Here is an 18,008-nt window from a genome sequence, read left to right as displayed (position 1 = left end):
TCGGGTGGAAGTGGGAGCGGGGAGGCACGAGAGTGCCTCCCCGCTTCGTTTGGCCGAACGTGAGCGACAAGAACGACGGTGCGAACCGCGATGCGACGAAACGATCGGCCCGGGAGCGACTCCTCGTGGAGCGCGAGCGGCAGAAGACCCGGGACAAGCGCCGACGGACCCTGATCGTGTCGGCGGCGGTGGTCGGCGTACTCGGTCTGGCCGCCGTCGTCGGCCTGATCGCGGCCAACACCGGGAAATCGGGCGACTCCGCCAAGGGCGCGGTGGTCGCCCCGTCCGGGGCCGTGGGCAAGGACGCGCTCGCGATCCGGACGGGCAAGGACGCGGCCACGTCCACCCTGACCGTCTGGGAGGACTTCCGCTGCCCGGCCTGCAAGGCCTTCGAGGACAACTACCGTGCCACCGTCCACGAGCTGGAGGCGAAGGGGCAGCTCAAGGTCGACTACCACCTGGTCACGCTGATCGACGGGAACATGAGCGGCACCGGCTCCCTCAAGGCCGCCAACGCGGCCGCGTGCGCCCAGGACGCCGGGAAGTTCCCCGCCTACCACGACGTCCTCTTCCAGAACCAGCCCGAGGAGGTCGACGACGCCTACGGCAAGAACGCCAAGCTGCTGGAGCTGGCCGGGAAGGTGGAGGGGCTCGACACCCCCGAGTTCCGCGCCTGCGTCGAGAAGGGCACGCACAACTCCTGGGTCGGCAAGTCGCAGGAGGCCTTCCGCGCCGGGAAGTTCCGGGGCACCCCGACGATCCTCCTCGACGGGAAGGACATCTTCGCCGACCAGGCGAACCCGCTGACCCCGCAGAAGCTCAAGGAGCAGGTGGAGGCCAAGGCGAAGGGCGGGTCGGCCGCCCCGAGCCCGAAGGCCTCCGGGACGGGCAAGAACGGGTCGAAGGCCTCGTCCTCCTCCTCGTCGTCCTCTTCTTCGTCCGGGCTGTCGTCGTCGACGTCGTCCGGCTCCTCCTCGAACGGCTCCTCCTCGACCGGCTCCTCGTCGCGATCGGGCTCGACGGCGGGGAGCCAGGCCGGTTCAGCCGGTTCCGCTTCCGTCTCCCGGGGGGCGGGCGAGGACTGAGAGGCCACCGGGGACGGTGTGGCGTCCCTGTATCGATTCAGCCGAGGTTGCCGGGCGGGTTGCGGTCTGCACCGCCCGGCAGGGTAGCGTCGGTCCTGCCATGGAACTTGCCTATATCCCCAGCCCGTCGACCGGCGTGATCCATCTCGGACCGATCCCGCTCCGCGGCTACGCGTTCTGCATCATCATCGGCGTCTTCGTCGCCGTCTGGCTCGGCAACAGGCGCTGGATCGCGCGCGGCGGAAAGCCGGGCACGGTCGCGGACATCGCCGTGTGGGCGGTGCCATTCGGCCTTGTCGGCGGTCGCCTCTACCACGTCATCACCGACTACCAGCTCTACTTCGGCGAGGGCCGCAACTGGGTCGACGCCTTCAAGATCTGGGAAGGCGGCCTCGGCATCTGGGGCGCCATCGCGCTCGGCGCCGTGGGCGCCTGGATCGGCTGTCGACTCCGCGGCATCCCGCTGCCCGCCTGGGCCGACGCCCTGGCCCCCGGCATCGCGCTGGCCCAGGCCTTCGGACGCTGGGGCAACTGGTTCAACCAGGAGCTCTACGGCCGCGCCACCGACCTGCCGTGGGCGGTGAAGATCAGCGAGGGCCCGAACCGGGTCGCGGGGACCTACCACCCCACCTTCCTGTACGAGTCCCTGTGGTGCGTCGGCGTCGCCGTCCTGGTGATCTGGGCCGACCGCCGCTTCAAGCTCGGACACGGTCGGGCCTTCGCCCTGTACGTGGCCGCGTACTGCGTCGGCCGCAGCTGGATCGAGTACATGCGGGTCGACGAGGCGCACCACATCCTCGGTCTGCGGCTGAACGTCTGGACCGCGATCGTGGTCTTCCTGCTGGCCGTGGTCTACCTGGTGCTGTCCGCGAGGCTGCGGCCGGGCCGCGAGGAGATCGTGGAGCCGGACCGCGGTCCCGCCGCCGGTGACCCGAAGACCGTGGACACCGACGCCGACGCGAAGGACGCGCAGGCGAAGGTCGAGGCCGGGGACAAGACGCCGAGCCTCGTCAAGGCCGAGGACGCGCCGAAGGACACCGCACCGAAGGACGCCGAGCCGAAGACCGCCGCACCGGAGGACGCCGAGCGGGCGGACGCGGAGTCGGCCCCCGGCACGGCTTCCGGGACGGCCTCCGAGGCCAAGAAGGTCTGACCGGTCCGGACCGAGGGTCCGTGATCGACGCAGTGGGGTGCCGCGCTCAGCGCGGCACCCCACTGCGTTGCCGGGCGGCGCGGGTCAGGCAAGATCCGGAAGAGACGGCCTAGACCCGGTCGCCGCGGCGGGAGAGGGTCAGGGTGCGGTGGGCCGCCGCGACCACGGCAGGGTCCACGAACCGGCCGTCGGGGAGGGCCAGCGCGCCCGGGGTGGCCCGGGCGGCGGTGACGATCTCCTCGGCGGCGCTGACCTCTTCCGGGCCGGGCACGTAGGCCCGTTCGATCACCGGGAGCTGGCGCGGATGGATCGCGGCCCGGCCCAGGAACCCGAGGGCCCGGCCGCGCGCGCAGGAGACGGCCAGCGCCTCCAGGTTCCGGATGTCGGGGAACACCGACTGCGCGGGCGCGACCAGACCCGCGGCCCGCGCCGCGACCACCACCCGTGAGCGCGGCCAGTCCAGGCCCGCCTCGGCACTGACGTTCAGGTCGGCCCGCAGGTCCGCCTCGCCGAGGGAGAGGCCGTGCAGGGCCGGGTGGGCGCGCGCGATCTCGTACGCCCGTTCCACGCCCAGGGCCGATTCCAGCAGCGCGTACAGCGCCACGCCGCCGGTGCGGTTCGCGACGGCGGTGATCTGCTCGGGGGCGGCGATCTTCGGGAGCCGCAGCGCCGACAGCCCCCGGAGCCCGGTCAGGGCGCTGAGGTCGGCGCCGGCCCAGGGCGAGTCCAGGGCGTTGACCCGGACCTGCACGGGCACCGGCGGCCGGTCGGCGAGCAGTTCGGCCGTCGCGGCCCGCGCGTACTCCTTGCGGGAGGCCGAGACCCCGTCCTCCAGGTCGACGATGACCGAGTCGGCCCCCGAGTGCAGGGCCTTCCAGACCACCTCGGGGCGGTCGCCGGGAGCGTACAGCCAGGTGAGGATCACAGGACTCCGTCCTTCGCGAGTGCGGTGATCTCGGCCTCGGTCAGGCCGAGTTCGGTGAGGACGGCCTCGGTGTCCGCGCCGTGGGGGCGGCCCGCCCAGCGGATGGCACCCGGGGTGCCGGACAGCCGGAAGAGCACGTTCTGCATGCGGAGCGGCCCGAGTTCCGGGTCCTCCACCTCGGTGATCGTGTCGAGCGCGGCGTACTGCGGATCGGCCATGACGTCCCGTACGTCGTAGACCAGCGCGACCGCCGCCTGGGCGTCCTCGAACGCGGCGACCACCTCCTCCGCCTTGTACCGGGCGATCCAACCGCCGACCGCCTCGTCGAGCACCCCCGCGTGGGCGGCCCGGCCGGAGCCCGTCGCGAACCAGGGCTCCGCGATCAACTCCGGTCGACCGACCAGCCGCATCACGCGCTCCGCGATGGACTGCGCCGAGGTGGACACGGCCAGCCAACGCCCGTCCGCGCTGCGGTAGGTGTTGCGGGGCGCGTTGTTGGTGGAGCGGTTGCCCGTGCGCGGCTGGACGAAACCGAGCTGGTCGTACCAGAGTGGGTGCGGGCCCAGCACCGTCAGGATCGGCTCGATGATGGCCAGGTCCACCACCTGCCCCTGCCCGGTGCGGTCCCGGCCGGCCAACGCCGTCATCACGGCGTACGCGGTGGTCAGCGCGGCGACGGAGTCGGCGAGCCCGAACGGCGGCAGGGTCGGCGGGCCGTCCGGTTCCCCGGTGATCGAGGCGAAGCCGCTCATGGCCTCGGCGAGGGTGCCGAAGCCGGGGCGGTGGGCGTACGGGCCGTGCTGGCCGAAGGCCGTCACGCGGGCCAGCACCAGCCGGGGGTTGGCGGCGGACAGCTCCGGCCAGCCCAGGCCCCACTTCTCCAGGGTTCCGGGGCGGAAGTTCTCGATGATCACGTCGGCGCCGGCGGCGAGGCGCAGCAGGGTGTCCCGCCCGCCGGGGGTGGACAGGTCGAGGGTCATCGTCCGCTTGTTGCGACCGAGCAGCTTCCACCAGAGGCCGACCCCGTCCTTGGCGGGACCGTGCCCGCGCGAGGGGTCGGGGCGGACCGGGTGCTCGACCTTGACGACCTCCGCGCCGAAGTCCCCGAGGAGGGTGGCCGCCAGCGGGCCGGCGAAGAGGGTGGCCAGGTCCAGGACGCGCAGCCCGGCGAGGGGGCCGGCGGCCCGGTCGGCGTCCGGGCCGGGGGTGGTGGCGGGCGGGGGCGGGGGTGCGGAGCGGGGTGTCCGGGTCACGAGGCGCTCCCGGTGGTTCGGCCGGCCGACGACGGGGCGTTCCCGTTCCCGTTCCCGGGCCCCGGAACGGGCTCCGGGGCGGTGTCGGGTGCGGTCGCGGTGAAGGCGTCGGTCTCGGTCCGGGTCGGCATCGAGTCCTGGGCGCCGGGCCGTTGCACGGACAGCGCCGCCGCCGCCGAGGCCCAGCGCAGCGCCTCGGGCATCGGGCGGCCCTCCCCGACGGCCACGGCGAGCGCCCCGACGAAGGTGTCCCCGGCGGCGGTGGTGTCCACGGCCCGCACCCGGAGCGCCGGCATGGCCAGCGGCTCGCGCCCCCGCGCCGCGAACAGCACCCCGGCCGCACCGAGGGTGATCACCACCTGCGGCACGCTGCGCAGGAGCGCCTCGGCGGCCCGGTGCGGGTCGGTGAGCCCGGTGAGGGTCGCCGCCTCGTGCTCGTTGGGCACCAGGAGGTCGGTGACGTCGAGGAGTTCGGCGGGCAGGGGCCGGGCCGGCGCCGGGGTGAGGATCGTACGGACACCGTGGGCGCGGGCGGCGCGGGCCCCGGCGATCACGGCTTCCAGGGGGAGTTCGAGTTGCAGGAGCAGGGAGTCGGCGGAGCCGATCCGGGAGTCGTCGCCCACCTCCAGCCCGGTGACGCGGGCATTGGCGCCGGGGATGACGACGATGCTGTTCGCGCCCTCGTCGTCGACGGTGATGTGCGCGGTGCCGCTGGCCCCCTCCACCGTGCGCAGGGCGGCCGTCTCCACGCCGGCCGCGGCGAGAGCGGAGCGCAACCGTACGCCGAACTCGTCCGCGCCGACCGCGCCGATCATCACCACCTCGCCGCCGAGGCGGGCGGCGGCCACGGCCTGGTTGGCGCCCTTTCCGCCGGGGACCGTGTGGAACGCGCGGCCGGTGACGGTCTCCCCGAGGCGCGGCGCCTTGGAGACGTAGGCGACGAGATCCATGTTCGTACTGCCGAGCACGGCGATGGCCGTCATGAGCGGGCTGCCTCCTGAGCGGTGAGGTGGGCGAGGGTGTCGAAGCCGACGCCGTCGAAACCGGGCACGCTGGTCGCGAGACGGTTTCCCAGCGGCGCGGTCCAACGCCGCGGGAGCCGATCGGGCGATCCGGCGAGGAGCCCGGCGAGGGAACCGGCGGTGGCGCCGTTGGAGTCGGTGTCCCAGCCGCCGGACACGGCGTTGCAGACGGACCGGGTGAAGTCGCCGTCGGCGTGGGTGAGCGCCGCCGCGATCAGGGCCGTGTTCGGGAGGGAATGGACCCAGTGGTGGTGGTCGTAGCGGGCGTGGAGGGCGTCCACGACCCGGTCGAAGTCGCGGTGCCGGCCCGCCGTGTCGATGCCGAGGCGGACGGCCCCGGCCAGGCGCGAGCGGGGTGGTACGACGGCCAGCCCGGCCCGCAGCGCGCCGTGCACGTCACACCGGCCGCCGGCCGCCTCCGCGATGGCGGCGGCGGTGAAGAGGGCCGCGTAGATCCCGTTGCCGGTGTGGGTGAGGGCGGCGTCCCGGTGGGCCTGGGCCGCGGCGGCCACCGGGTCGCCGGGGTTGGTCCAGCCGTGGACGTCGGCCCGGATGAGGGCGCCGATCCACTCGCGGAACGGGTTGTGGTGGGTGGCGGACGCGGGGGGCTCCAGCCCCTGGAGGAGGTTGCGGTAGGCGACGCGCTCGGCGGTGAAGGTCCGGCCGGCGGGGAGTTCGTCGAGCCAGAGCCGCGCGACGTCGGCGGTGGTGAACGACCTGCCGTGGCGCTGGAGCAGGAGCAGGTTCAGCAGGGGGTAGTTGAGGTCGTCGTCCTCGGGCATGCCGTCGATGTTCTCGGCGAGGGAGGTCGGGGCGGACCTGCGGTTCCAGGGATGCGCGGCCAGCAGCTCCGGCGGGACGCCGCGGGCGGTGAACCAGTCGGACAGCGGCCAGTTGCCGGTGGCGCGGGCCAGGGCCCGGATCCCGTCCAGGGGGAGCTTCTCGACGGGCTTGCCGAGCAGGCACCCGGCGGCCCGCCCGAGCCAGGCGGCCTCCAGCCGGGCGACGTCGGGTCGGGCCGCCGGCGGCGGTGGCGCGGGGCGGTCGGCGGGGCCGGTCGGCGGGGGAGCCGGGGGCCAGGTGGAGCGGATGGCGGGCCAGGCCCCCGGCTCGTCGGCGGCCAGTGGCGAGGGCAGGGCGGCGAGTTCGGCCAGGAGACGACCGGCGAGGGCGCGCAGCTCCGGCGGTGCGGGGGTGGCGGAGGCCCCGGCTCGAACCGGGGCCATGCGGCCCCCCGCGGCGAGCCAGCCGCGCAGCAGCGGTCGCGCGTCGCGCCCGTCCTGCGCGGCCTGACGGAACTCGTGCCCGACCAGGTCTTCCGGCTGTACCCAGGTCAGGCGCACCGCGCACGGGGCCGCGGTCCCGGTCACCGCGGCGTCGCGATCTCGGCGAAGGCCGCCTCGTGGGCGCGGCGCCGCTCCCGGTCGCGGTCGAAGACCTCCCGGGCCACCGTCGCCAGCGCCGCCGCCGGCGCGTGCAGGTCCAGCCGGCTGGCCTCCGCCACCTGCTTCGCCCAGCCGGCGGGGACCACGGCCTCGCCGCCCAGGGCGCCGGCGAGCGCCCCCGCCATGGTGGCGATGGAGTCGCAGTCCCGGCCGTAGTTGACCGCTCCGAGCACGGATGCCTCGTACTTCCCGTCGGCCACCAGCAACATGCCGAGCGCGACGGGGAGTTCCTCGATCGAGTGCAGCCGCGAGGGCCGTCGGGCGCCGAGCGAGGGCTCGCGGTAGTCCGGGCCCACCGAGTCGTACGGGGCCACCGCCGCCCGCAGGGGGGCCAGCGCCGACTCGAAGTCCCGGTGGCCCGCGGCCACGTCGCACACCGCCGCGATGGCCTCCCGGGTGCCGTCCTTCGCCAGCGACAGGGCCGTCTCGACGACCGAGGTCGCGCTCGCGCCCGGTGCGCACGCCGCCGCCACCGCGGCCGCGAACACGCCCGCCGCCTCCCTGCCGTACGAGGACTGGTGCGCGCCCGCGACGTCCAGCGCCTCCGCGTAGGCGGCGGCGGGATGCCCCGCGTTGACGAGCCCGACCGGGGCCATGTACATCGCGGCACCACAGTTGACGATGTTGCCGGCGCCGGCCTCGCGGGGGTCCGCGTGGGCGTAGTGGATCCGGGTGACGATCCACTTCTCGGCCAGGAAGATCCGCTGGAGGGGCAGGGCCTCGGCTTCGAGTTCCGGGATCCAGCGGGGGTTCGTCATGAGGTCCGGGACGAGGTGGTCGGCGACCGCGTACGCGTCCAGGTGGTCCCGCACGCTCTCGTAGACCCGGACCAGCGCGTGCGTCATGAGGGTGTCGTCGGTGACGTGCCCGTCGCCCTTGTGGTACGGCGCGATGGGGCGGGCGGTGCGCCAGTCCTCGTACCAGGGGCCGACGATGCCGTGCACCCGGCCGCCGTGCCGCTCGACGATCCGGTCCGGGGACCAACCCTCCACCGCACCCCCCAGGGCGTCGCCGACGGCGGCGCCGATCAGGGAGCCGGCCACGCGGTCGTCGAGGGAGAGGGGAGCGTGCGTCATGTCCGAATCATCCCTTGGGGGTTGGGGTTTTTGGGGGAGGTCAGCTCCGTACGGGTGAGGAGCGCGGCGAGTTCGACGAGATCGGTGCCGGCCAGGCGGGGCAGTGCGCAGCCGGACAGGGTGCGGCAGGCCTCCCGCCAGGCGGGCGGGAGGGAGTCGCCGCCCCCGAGGGCGCCGGCGAGGGCGCCGGCCAGGGCGGGGGCGGAGTCGGCGACGCGGGAGAGGCAGGCGGCCGCCGGGACGGCCTCGGAGACCTTGCCGCGGGCCGCGGTGGCCAGGGCGAGGGCGACCGGGACGGTTTCGGCGGCGGCGATTCCGTAGCTGTACACGTGGTCGACGGTCTGGTGTTCCAGCAGCGGGACGATGGCGAAGGCGCCTCCGTCCGGATCGGCGCGGGCGAGTTCGACGGCGTGGCGGGCGTTGCGGCCGATCTCGGTGGAGGCGGGCAGCTGTGCGAGGGCGGCGTCCACCGCGGCGTCGACGTCCGCGCCGGCGAGGGCGGTGGCGATGGCGGCGGCCATGGCGCGCGCGCCGTGCACCCCGTCGCCGTCCTGGGTGTACCGGGCGTCGAACTCCGCGAGGTCGGCCGCGGCGCGGGGATCGCCGGGGTGGACGACGGCCAGGACGCAGGCGCGGACGCAGGCGGCGTCGTCGAAGTAGTGCGGGTTGTCGTGGCCGGTCGCGGGCGGGCGCAGGCCGGCGGCGAGGTTGCCCAGCCCGGCGCGGACGGAGATCCGGGCGCGCAGCGGCAGTACGGCCGACTCGACCTCGGGCGCGCGCTCGGCCGCCGCCGCGACCTCGGAGGCCAGGGCGTTCCACGCCAGGTCGATGGCCGCCCGCATCCGGCGGGACCGGCTGAGGTCGCTGAGCAGCACCCCGGCGGCCGTCAGCACGGACTCGGCGGCGAAGGCGGCCCACTCGGCGTCGTCGGACGGGCCGAGTCGCAGCGGTTCCGGGGGCTGGTTGAGGGCGATCGGGACGGGGAGCGTGGTGGTGGCGTTCTGCTCGGCGAAGGTGTCGAGCTCGCGGGTGAGGCGGCGGGTCCACTCGGGCATCCGGCTGGCCCGGTGCCGGGCGGCGGGCCAGCCGGCCGCGTCGCCCGCGGCGAGACCGAGGAGGAGCCCCTCGATGCGGCGCGGCCCGCCCGGCACCGCCTCCACCGGGGTGGAGGCGGTGCCGGGCGCTCCTGCGGGGGGCGGGCCGGCGAGGGCGGTGGTGCGCGGCCCCGGGTGCGGCGCCTCGACCGGGAGGTGTCCGCCCCGGGGGCCCCGGCCCGCGACCGTCCCCGGCGGGAGCGGAGCGCCGAGCCCCGAGGGCGAGGTCGCGGAGCCCGGGACGGGAACGGGCACGAGGGCGGGGACGGAGCCCGTGATGGGAACGGGCACGAGGACGGAGACGGACACGGGGACGGAGCCCGGGACGGAGACGGAGACGGGCGCGAGGACGGGGGCGGGGGCGGAGATCGGCACGGGGGCGGGGGGCGGCGGTGTGGTCTCGGCGGTCCGATCCCGCGGGGGCGGACCGGCGAGCGGGTGGAAGAGGCCCGGTTCCGCGGCGGAGGGGCCGTGCGTCCCGGCGGTGGGTTCGGCCGAGTCCGGGGTGTGGGGGGAAGGGCTCATCGGGGGGTCTCGGCTTCCGGGGTGAGGAGGTCCGCGATGTCCAGGACGTGGTAGCCCCGCATCGAGGGGAGGCAGCTGCCCCGGACCGGGCCGATCGCCGCCGCCCAGTCGGCTGGGATGGAGGGGATGCCCGACATGGCACCGGCCAGGGCGCCCGCCACGGCGGCCGTGGTGTCGGCGTCCCGGCCCATGTTCACGGCCGTCAGGACGGAGCCGGGGAAGTCGCCGCGGCAGGCGGCGAAGGCGCCGAACGCCAGCCCCACCGCCTCGGGGGCCAGGTCCGTCCACGGGTAGCCGCCGATGACCACCGCCGAGCGCACCGCCCGTTCGCCGCGCGGGGCCGCGGTGACGGCCCGGCGCAGGGAGCGGGCCGTCCAGGAGTCGGACGGGATGACGGACAGGGCCGCCGAGACCACGGAGGCGGGCGAGCCGCCGGCCATGGCCGCCGCGACACCCGCGGCGACGGCCTGGCCCCCGTAGATGCCCTCGCCGTCGTGGCTGACGGTGCCGTCGATGGCCACCAGCCGGGCGGCCTCGGCGGGCCGGCCCGCGGCGAAGACGCCGAACGGGGCGGCCCGCATGGCCAGTCCGTCGGACCAGGCGTGGCGGTGCTGCGCCGAGATGGGGGCCGCGAGTCCCCGGCGGAGGTTCTCCAGCGTGCCGCGTTCCGAGAAGCCGGCCCCCCGGAAGGGGCCCTCGTCCAGGTCGGCGATCCAGTGGTGCCACGCCCGCTCGACGTGGGCCACGGTCAGCGCGGAACCGTGCCGGGCCAGCAGCAGGCCCGAGAAGATCGCGTACTCGGTGTCGTCCGTGCCCGCCGGGTCCTCGGACACGAAGCCCTCGATCCGACCCCACTTCGCCCGGATCTGCGACGGCTTCATGTTCTCCGCCGGGGCTCCCAGCGCGTCACCCACCGCGAGCCCCAGAAGAGCGCCCCTGGCTCGTTCGAGGAGGACCTGCGGATTGCATGCAATCAGCTCCATGGCGCGCCTCTCCACTTGATGGGACTCATGATGAGCCCTTGGGGGATTTGTGCCATGGCATGTGGTTTGTCGCTTGCCGCGAAACACCACCCGAACGCTCTCGTCACCCGGTCGCCGATCCACGAAACCGCAGGTAAGTACGGCCTTCCTTGCCGGCGGAGACCGAAAATCGTGCGTAGGTTCGAGGTGTTCAGGGGGAGTGGGTCTCTGCGCGTCGCCTTCGCGCGCCCATTCGCAGGAAAAGGGGAGATGTACCGCATGTCCATCATCGACACCGAAGCGCCGCTGCACACCGCCCACCGCGACAACCACACCCACCGTGACGTCAACGGCGGATGGCTGCGGCCGGCCGTGTTCGGGGCGATGGACGGACTGGTCTCCAACATCGCCCTGATGACCGGAGTGGCGGGCGGCGCGGTCGCGCCGCAGACGATCGTCATCACCGGCCTCGCCGGTCTGGCCGCCGGCGCCTTCTCGATGGCGGCGGGGGAGTACACCTCGGTCGCCTCGCAGCGCGAACTGGTCCTGGCGGAACTCGACGTGGAGCGTCAGCAACTGCGCAAGCACCCGATCGACGAGATGGAGGAGTTGGCCGAGCTCTACGTCTCGCGCGGCGTCGCCCCCGCCCTGGCCCGCGAGGTGGCGATGCAGCTGTCCCGCGATCCCGAGCAGGCGCTGGAGATACACGCCCGCGAGGAGCTGGGCATCGACCCCGACGACCTGCCGTCGCCGCTGGTCGCGGCCGTGTCGTCCTTCGGCTCGTTCGCGCTGGGCGCGCTGCTTCCCGTACTGCCCTACCTGCTCGGCGCGACCGCCCTGTGGCCGGCCGTCCTGCTGGCGCTGATCGGGCTCTTCGCCTGTGGTGCGGTCGTCGCCCGGGTCACCGCACGCTCCTGGTGGTACAGCGGACTGCGGCAGCTCGTCCTGGGTGGTGCGGCCGCGGGTGTGACGTACATCCTGGGAACCTGGATCGGCGGCGCCATAGGCTAACCGCCGCGGGAGTGAGACACTATGCGGTACACAACATAAGTAGTCCGTTACCCGGCGGTTTCGATTCCGTGTCCGCGGGGCATCAGGACAGGGCGTCGGGCAATGGTGCCCGCTCCGTGCCGGGATCAGCAGCGGCCCGTGACGCGTCCGCAGATGTTCTTGAGATCCAAGGGACCTCCCGGCAGATCCCTTATCCCCCTTCGGGCATGTCCGCATGTTGGAATGCGATATCCGCTTCTCGGGATTGCCGTCATCATGTAACCTGCACGAAATTTCGCAGAGGGCCAACGTCGTCCCTCGGCCATGCACATATGCCACGACGACGACGGGAGAGCCGATGCGTTCCGCATCCACGCACTCCGCGACCGGCCTCAGCACCACCGCCTGGTCGCCCATGGACGGTCGCCCCGCCCAGCAGGGCATGTACGACCCGCGCAACGAGCACGACGCCTGCGGCGTCGGCTTTGTGGCCAACCTCAGCGGCGAGGCCAGTCACACGCTGGTCGAGCAGGCGCTGACCGTATTGCGGAACCTCGAGCACCGCGGCGCCACCGGCTCCGAGCCCGACTCGGGCGACGGCGCCGGAATCCTGTCCCAGGTGCCGGACGCGTTCCTGCGCGAGGTGGCCGGTTTCGAGCTCCCCGACGCCGGCGCGTACGCCGTCGGCATCGCCTTCCTCCCCGCCGACGGCCCCGCACAGGCCGTCGCCGTGGAGCGCATCGAGGCCATCGCCGTCGAGGAGAACCTCACGGTCCTCGGCTGGCGCGAGGTCCCCGTCTCCCCGGACCTGCTCGGCAACGGCGCCCGCGCCACCATGCCCGCCTTCTCGCAGCTCTTCGTGTCCAACGGGGCGAGCGGCATCGAGCTGGACCGCAAGGCGTTCGTGCTGCGCAAGCGCGCCGAGCGCGAGGCCGGCGTGTACTTCCCGTCGCTCTCCGCCCGCACCATCGTCTACAAGGGCATGCTGACCACCGGCCAGCTGGAGCCCTTCTTCCCCGACCTGTCCGACCGTCGCTTCGCGTCGACGCTCGCCCTGGTCCACTCCCGGTTCTCGACGAACACCTTCCCGTCCTGGCCGCTCGCCCACCCGTACCGCTTCGTCGCGCACAACGGCGAGATCAACACGGTCAAGGGCAATCGGAACTGGATGAAGGCCCGCGAGTCCCAGCTCGCCTCGGACGTCTTCGGCGAGGGCAACCTCGACCGGATCTTCCCGATCTGCACCCCCGACGCCTCCGACTCGGCCTCCTTCGACGAGGTCCTGGAGCTGCTCCACCTCGGCGGCCGGTCGCTCCCGCACAGCGTGCTGATGATGATCCCGGAGGCGTGGGAGAACCACGCGTCCATGGACGCGGACCGCCGCGCGTTCTACCAGTACCACTCCACGATGATGGAGCCCTGGGACGGCCCGGCCTGCGTCACCTTCACCGACGGCACCCAGGTCGGCGCGGTCCTCGACCGCAACGGTCTGCGCCCCGGACGCTACTGGGTCACCGACGACGGCCTCGTCGTCCTCGGCTCCGAGGTCGGCGTCCTCGACATCGACCCGGCCAAGGTCGTCCGCAAGGGCCGCCTGCAGCCCGGCAAGATGTTCCTCGTCGACACCGCCCAGAAGCGGATCATCGAGGACGACGAGATCAAGGCCGAACTGGCCGGCGCCGCCCCCTACGCCGAATGGCTGGAAACCGGCGAGATCGAGCTCGAAGACCTTCCCGAGCGCGAGCACATCGTCCACACCCACGCCTCGGTCACCCGCCGCCAGCAGACCTTCGGCTACACCGAGGAAGAGCTGCGCGTCATCCTCGCGCCGATGGCCCGCACCTCCGGCGAGCCGCTCGGCTCCATGGGCACGGACTCCCCGATCGCGGCCCTGTCCGAGCGCCCCCGGCTGCTCTTCGACTACTTCACGCAGCTCTTCGCGCAGGTCACCAACCCGCCGCTGGACGCCATCCGCGAGGAGCTCGTCACCTCGCTGCTGTCCTCGGTGGGCCCGCAGGGCAACCTGCTGGAGCCGACCGCCGCCTCCTGTCGCAGCGTCACCCTGCCCTTCCCGGTGATCGACAACGACGAGCTGGCCAAGCTGATACACGTCAACGCCGACGGCGACATGCCGGGCATGAAGGCCGCCACGCTCTCCGGCCTCTACCGGGTCTCCGGCGGTGGCGAGGCACTCGCCGCCCGCCTGGAGGAGATCCGCGGCGAGGTCGACGCGGCCATCGGGAACGGCGCCCACCTGATCGTCCTGTCGGACCGTCACTCGGACGCCGAGCACGCGCCGATCCCGTCGCTGCTGCTCACCGCCGCCGTGCACCACCACCTCATCGCCACCAAGCAGCGCACCCAGGTGGGTCTGCTGGTCGAGGCCGGCGACGTCCGCGAGGTCCACCACGTCGCGCTGCTCATCGGCTACGGCGCCGCCGCCGTCAACCCGTACCTCGCCATGGAGTCCGTCGAGGACCTGCTGCGCGCCGGTACCTTCCTGTCCGGCCTGGAGCCGGAACAGGCCATCAAGAACCTGATCTACGCGCTCGGCAAGGGCGTCCTGAAGGTCATGTCCAAGATGGGCATCTCCACGGTCGCCTCGTACCGGGGCGCCCAGGTCTTCGAGGCCGTCGGCCTCGACCAGGAGTTCGTCGACACCTACTTCGGCGGCACCGCCACCAAGATCGGCGGCGCCGGCCTCGACGTCGTCGCCAAGGAGGTGGCCGCGCGCCACGCCAAGGCGTACCCGGTCTCCGGCATCGCCGCCACGCACCGCGCGCTGGAGATCGGCGGCGAGTACCAGTGGCGCCGCGAGGGCGAGCCGCACCTGTTCGACCCGGACACGGTCTTCCGCCTCCAGCACGCCACGCGCAACCGCCGGTACGACATCTTCAAGCAGTACACCGACCGGGTGAACGAGCAGTCCGAGCGCCTGATGACGCTCCGCGGACTCTTCGGGTTCAAGACCGGCGAGGCGGGTGACCGGCCGTCGATCCCCGTCGAGGAGGTCGAGTCCGTCGCCGACATCGTCAAGCGCTTCTCCACCGGCGCCATGTCGTACGGCTCCATCTCCAAGGAGGCGCACGAGACCCTCGCCATCGCCATGAACCAGTTGGGCGGCAAGTCCAACACCGGTGAGGGCGGCGAGGACCCGGACCGCCTGTACGACCCGGCGCGTCGCTCGTCCATCAAGCAGGTCGCCTCCGGCCGCTTCGGCGTCACCAGCGAGTACCTGGTCAACGCGGACGACATCCAGATCAAGATGGCGCAGGGCGCCAAGCCCGGCGAGGGCGGCCAGCTGCCCGGCCACAAGGTCTACCCGTGGGTCGCCAAGACCCGGCACTCCACCCCGGGCGTCGGCCTGATCTCCCCGCCGCCGCACCACGACATCTACTCCATCGAGGACCTGGCTCAGCTGATCCACGACCTCAAGAACGCCAACCCGGCGGCCCGCATCCACGTGAAGCTGGTCTCCGAGGTCGGCGTCGGAACGGTAGCCGCGGGCGTCTCCAAGGCCCACGCGGACGTCGTCCTCATCTCCGGCCACGACGGCGGAACGGGCGCCTCGCCGCTCACCTCGCTCAAGCACGCGGGCGGCCCCTGGGAACTCGGCCTCGCCGAAACCCAGCAGACCCTGCTGCTCAACGGGCTGCGCGACCGCATCGTCGTCCAGACGGACGGCCAGCTCAAGACCGGCCGCGACGTCGTCATCGCCGCGCTGCTCGGCGCCGAGGAGTTCGGTTTCGCGACCGCGCCGCTCGTCGTCTCCGGCTGCGTCATGATGCGCGTCTGCCACCTGGACACCTGCCCCGTCGGCATCGCCACCCAGAACCCGGTCCTGCGCGAGCGCTTCTCCGGCAAGCCCGAGTTCGTCGTCAACTTCTTCGAGTTCATCGCGCAGGAGGTGCGCGAGATCCTCGCCGAGCTGGGCTTCCGCACCATCGAGGAGGCCGTCGGTCATGCCGAACTCCTCGACACCAGCAAGGCCGTCACGCACTGGAAGGCCCAGGGCCTCGACCTGGAGCCCCTCTTCCACGTGCCCGAGCTCCCCGAGGGCGCGGTCCGCCACGCCCTGATCGAGCAGGACCACGGCCTGGAGAAGGCGCTCGACAACGAGCTGATCAAGCTCGCCGGCGACGCGCTGAACGCCGCCACGGCCGAAGCGGCCCAGCCGGTCCGCGCCCAGGTCGCGATCCGCAACATCAACCGGACCGTCGGCACCATGCTCGGCCACGAGGTCACCAAGAAGTTCGGTGGAGCGGGCCTGCCCGACAACACCATCGACCTGACCTTCACCGGTTCGGCCGGCCAGTCCTTCGGCGCCTTCCTGCCGCGCGGCGTGACGCTTCGCCTGGAGGGCGACGCCAACGACTACGTCGGCAAGGGCCTCTCCGGAGGCCGTGTCGTGGTCCGCCCGGACCGCGGCGCCGACCACCTCGCCGAGTACTCCACCATCGCCGGCAACACCATCGGCTACGGGGCCACCGGCGGCGAGATGTTCCTGCGCGGCCGTACCGGCGAACGCTTCTGCGTCCGCAACTCCGGCGCCCTCGTCGTCTCGGAGGGCGTGGGCGACCACGGCTGCGAGTACATGACCGGCGGCCAGGCCGTCGTCCTCGGCGAGACGGGCCGCAACTTCGCGGCCGGCATGTCGGGCGGCACCGCGTACGTCATCGACCTGGACCCGAACAACGTCAACGTCGGCAACGCCGGCGCCGTCGAGACCACCCTCTCCGACACCGACAAGCAGTGGCTGCACGACGTGGTGCGTCGCCACGAGGAGGAGACCGGCTCGACCGTGGCCGCGAAGCTCCTCGCCGACTGGTCCGCCGCGGTGGACAGGTTCAGCAAGATCATCCCGACCACGTACAAGGCAGTGCTCGCCGCCAAGGACGCCGCCGAGCTGGCCGGACTCTCGGAGTCCGAGACCACCGAGAAGATGATGGAGGCGGCGATCAATGGCTGACCCGAAGGGCTTCCTCACCACCCCGCGCGAGACCGCCTGTTCCCGTCCCGTGGCCGAGCGGCTGGGGGACTGGAACGAGGTCTACGTTCCGGGCTCGCTGCTCCCGATCATCAGCAAGCAGGCCGGCCGCTGCATGGACTGCGGCATCCCGTTCTGCCACAACGGCTGCCCCCTCGGGAACCTGATCCCGGAGTGGAACGACTTCGCCTACCGCGAGGACTGGGGCGCGGCGTCCGAGCGCCTGCACGCCACGAACAACTTCCCGGAGTTCACCGGGCGGCTGTGCCCGGCCCCGTGCGAGTCGGCGTGCGTGCTCGGCATCAACCAGCCCGCCGTCACGATCAAGAACGTCGAAGTCTCGATCATCGACAAGGCCTGGGACAACGGCAACGTCACCCCCCAGCCGCCCGAGCGGCTGTCCGGCAAGACGGCCGCCGTCATCGGCTCCGGCCCGGCGGGTCTCGCCGCCGCCCAGCAGCTGACCCGGGCCGGCCACACCGTGGTCGTGTACGAGCGCGCCGACCGCGTCGGCGGCCTGCTGCGCTACGGCATCCCCGAGTTCAAGATGGAGAAGGTGCACATCAACCGCCGCATCGAGCAGATGCGCGCGGAGGGCACCAAGTTCCGCACGGGCATCGAGGTCGGCCGCGACATCACGGCCACCGACCTGCGCAAGCGGTTCGACGCGGTCGTCATCGCGGCCGGCGCCACCGTCTCCCGCGACCTGCCGGTCCCCGGGCGCGAGCTCAAGGGCATCCACTTCGCGATGGAGTACCTGCCGCTCTCCAACAAGGTGCAGGAGGGCGACTTCGTCACCCCTCCGATCACCGCCGAGGGCAAGCACGTCGTCGTCATCGGCGGCGGCGACACCGGCGCGGACTGCGTCGGCACCGCCCACCGCCAGGGCGCGGCCTCGGTCACGCAGCTGGAGATCATGCCCAGGCCGGGCGAGGAGCGCAGCGCCAACCAGCCCTGGCCGACCTTCCCGATGCTGTACAAGGTCACCTCGGCCCACGAGGAGGGCGGCGAGCGGGTCTACTCCGTCTCCACCACCCACTTCGAGGGCGACGAGGACGGCAACGTCCAGTCCCTGCACCTCGTCGAGGTCGCCTTCGAGGACGGCAAGCTCGTCCAGAAGGCGGGCACCGAACGCGTCCTCCCGGCGCAACTGGTCACCCTCGCCATGGGCTTCACCGGCACCGACCAGGAGAACGGTCTGGTCCACCAGTTCGGCCTGGACCTCGACGCGCGCGGCAACATCGAGCGCGACGCCTCGTACGCGACCAACGTGGGCGGCGTCTTCGTCGCCGGCGACGCCGGCCGCGGCCAGTCGCTCATCGTCTGGGCCATCGCGGAGGGCCGCTCGGCCGCCCGCGGCGTGGACCGCTTCCTGACGGGCGCCAGCGCCCTGCCGTACCCGGTCAAGCCGACGGACCGTTCCATCACCGTGTAGTACCGACGGTGCACCCTCCCCCGGGCCTTCCGGGGGAGACCCCTCATACGGCCCGT

Annotated in this window: 11 protein-coding genes and 1 pseudogene; 5 read left to right on the top strand and 7 right to left on the bottom strand. The window is 73.0% G+C overall.

Annotated elements, in window-relative coordinates:
- Nucleotides 1–59: 59 nt before the first annotated feature.
- Nucleotides 60–851: pseudogene (locus ACQEVM_RS26520) on the top strand (DsbA family protein); the annotation flags it as partial.
- 334 nt (nucleotides 852–1,185) lie between these two features.
- On the top strand, nucleotides 1,186–2,238 hold the full coding sequence (gene lgt, locus ACQEVM_RS26515; RefSeq protein ID WP_433083071.1) for a prolipoprotein diacylglyceryl transferase: 1,053 nt from the start codon (nucleotides 1,186–1,188) through the stop codon (nucleotides 2,236–2,238).
- A 109-nt stretch (nucleotides 2,239–2,347) separates the two neighbouring features.
- Here the strand turns inward: lgt and ACQEVM_RS26510 are convergent, their stop codons facing one another.
- The 7 genes from ACQEVM_RS26510 to ACQEVM_RS26480 all read right to left on the bottom strand — a co-directional run bounded on the left by ACQEVM_RS26510 (nucleotide 2,348) and on the right by ACQEVM_RS26480 (nucleotide 10,561).
- Nucleotides 2,348–3,163 (bottom strand): HpcH/HpaI aldolase/citrate lyase family protein, encoded by an 816-nt coding sequence (locus tag ACQEVM_RS26510; protein ID WP_267800828.1) that lies wholly within the window; start codon nucleotides 3,161–3,163, stop codon nucleotides 2,348–2,350.
- Nucleotides 3,160–4,416, bottom strand: a complete 1,257-nt coding sequence (locus tag ACQEVM_RS26505; protein ID WP_433083069.1) for a CaiB/BaiF CoA transferase family protein — start codon at nucleotides 4,414–4,416, stop codon at nucleotides 3,160–3,162. The genes ACQEVM_RS26510 and ACQEVM_RS26505 overlap by 4 nt, the downstream gene beginning before the upstream one ends.
- Nucleotides 4,413–5,399, bottom strand: a complete 987-nt coding sequence (gene rbsK, locus ACQEVM_RS26500; RefSeq protein ID WP_433083067.1) for a ribokinase — start codon at nucleotides 5,397–5,399, stop codon at nucleotides 4,413–4,415. Before rbsK ends, ACQEVM_RS26505 begins: the two co-directional genes overlap by 4 nt.
- Nucleotides 5,396–6,808: an ADP-ribosylglycohydrolase family protein gene (locus ACQEVM_RS26495; protein WP_433083065.1), complete on the bottom strand. Its 1,413-nt coding sequence runs from the start codon at nucleotides 6,806–6,808 to the stop codon at nucleotides 5,396–5,398. The genes rbsK and ACQEVM_RS26495 overlap by 4 nt, the downstream gene beginning before the upstream one ends.
- Nucleotides 6,805–7,959: an ADP-ribosylglycohydrolase family protein gene (locus tag ACQEVM_RS26490; protein ID WP_433083063.1), complete on the bottom strand. Its 1,155-nt coding sequence runs from the start codon at nucleotides 7,957–7,959 to the stop codon at nucleotides 6,805–6,807. Before ACQEVM_RS26490 ends, ACQEVM_RS26495 begins: the two co-directional genes overlap by 4 nt.
- Nucleotides 7,956–9,428 (bottom strand): ADP-ribosylglycohydrolase family protein, encoded by a 1,473-nt coding sequence (locus ACQEVM_RS26485; RefSeq protein ID WP_433085379.1) that lies wholly within the window; start codon nucleotides 9,426–9,428, stop codon nucleotides 7,956–7,958. The genes ACQEVM_RS26490 and ACQEVM_RS26485 overlap by 4 nt, the downstream gene beginning before the upstream one ends.
- Before the next feature lie 146 nt (nucleotides 9,429–9,574).
- Nucleotides 9,575–10,561 carry an ADP-ribosylglycohydrolase family protein gene (locus ACQEVM_RS26480; protein WP_433083061.1) on the bottom strand — a complete coding sequence of 329 codons (987 nt, stop codon included), beginning with the start codon at nucleotides 10,559–10,561 and terminating at the stop codon, nucleotides 9,575–9,577.
- Between the two features lie 258 nt (nucleotides 10,562–10,819).
- Between ACQEVM_RS26480 and ACQEVM_RS26475 the strand changes: the two genes are divergently transcribed.
- From ACQEVM_RS26475 to ACQEVM_RS26465, 3 genes are all read left to right on the top strand, one after another.
- Nucleotides 10,820–11,551 carry a VIT1/CCC1 transporter family protein gene (locus ACQEVM_RS26475; RefSeq protein ID WP_433083059.1) on the top strand — a complete coding sequence of 244 codons (732 nt, stop codon included), beginning with the start codon at nucleotides 10,820–10,822 and terminating at the stop codon, nucleotides 11,549–11,551.
- 337 nt (nucleotides 11,552–11,888) lie between these two features.
- A complete protein-coding gene (gene gltB / locus ACQEVM_RS26470; RefSeq protein ID WP_433083057.1) occupies nucleotides 11,889–16,499 on the top strand; it encodes a glutamate synthase large subunit in 4,611 nt (1,536 codons plus the stop codon).
- The gene (locus ACQEVM_RS26465) at nucleotides 16,492–17,952 is read left to right on the top strand and encodes a glutamate synthase subunit beta (RefSeq protein ID WP_433083055.1); all 1,461 of its coding nucleotides are present in this window, start codon (nucleotides 16,492–16,494) and stop codon (nucleotides 17,950–17,952) included. The genes gltB and ACQEVM_RS26465 overlap by 8 nt, the downstream gene beginning before the upstream one ends.
- The last annotated feature ends 56 nt before the right edge of the window (nucleotides 17,953–18,008 follow it).

This window comes from Streptomyces sp. CA-243310 (assembly GCF_050936775.1).
GTDB lineage: Bacteria > Actinomycetota > Actinomycetes > Streptomycetales > Streptomycetaceae > Streptomyces.
This window is presented reverse-complemented; position numbering and strand designations above follow the sequence as displayed.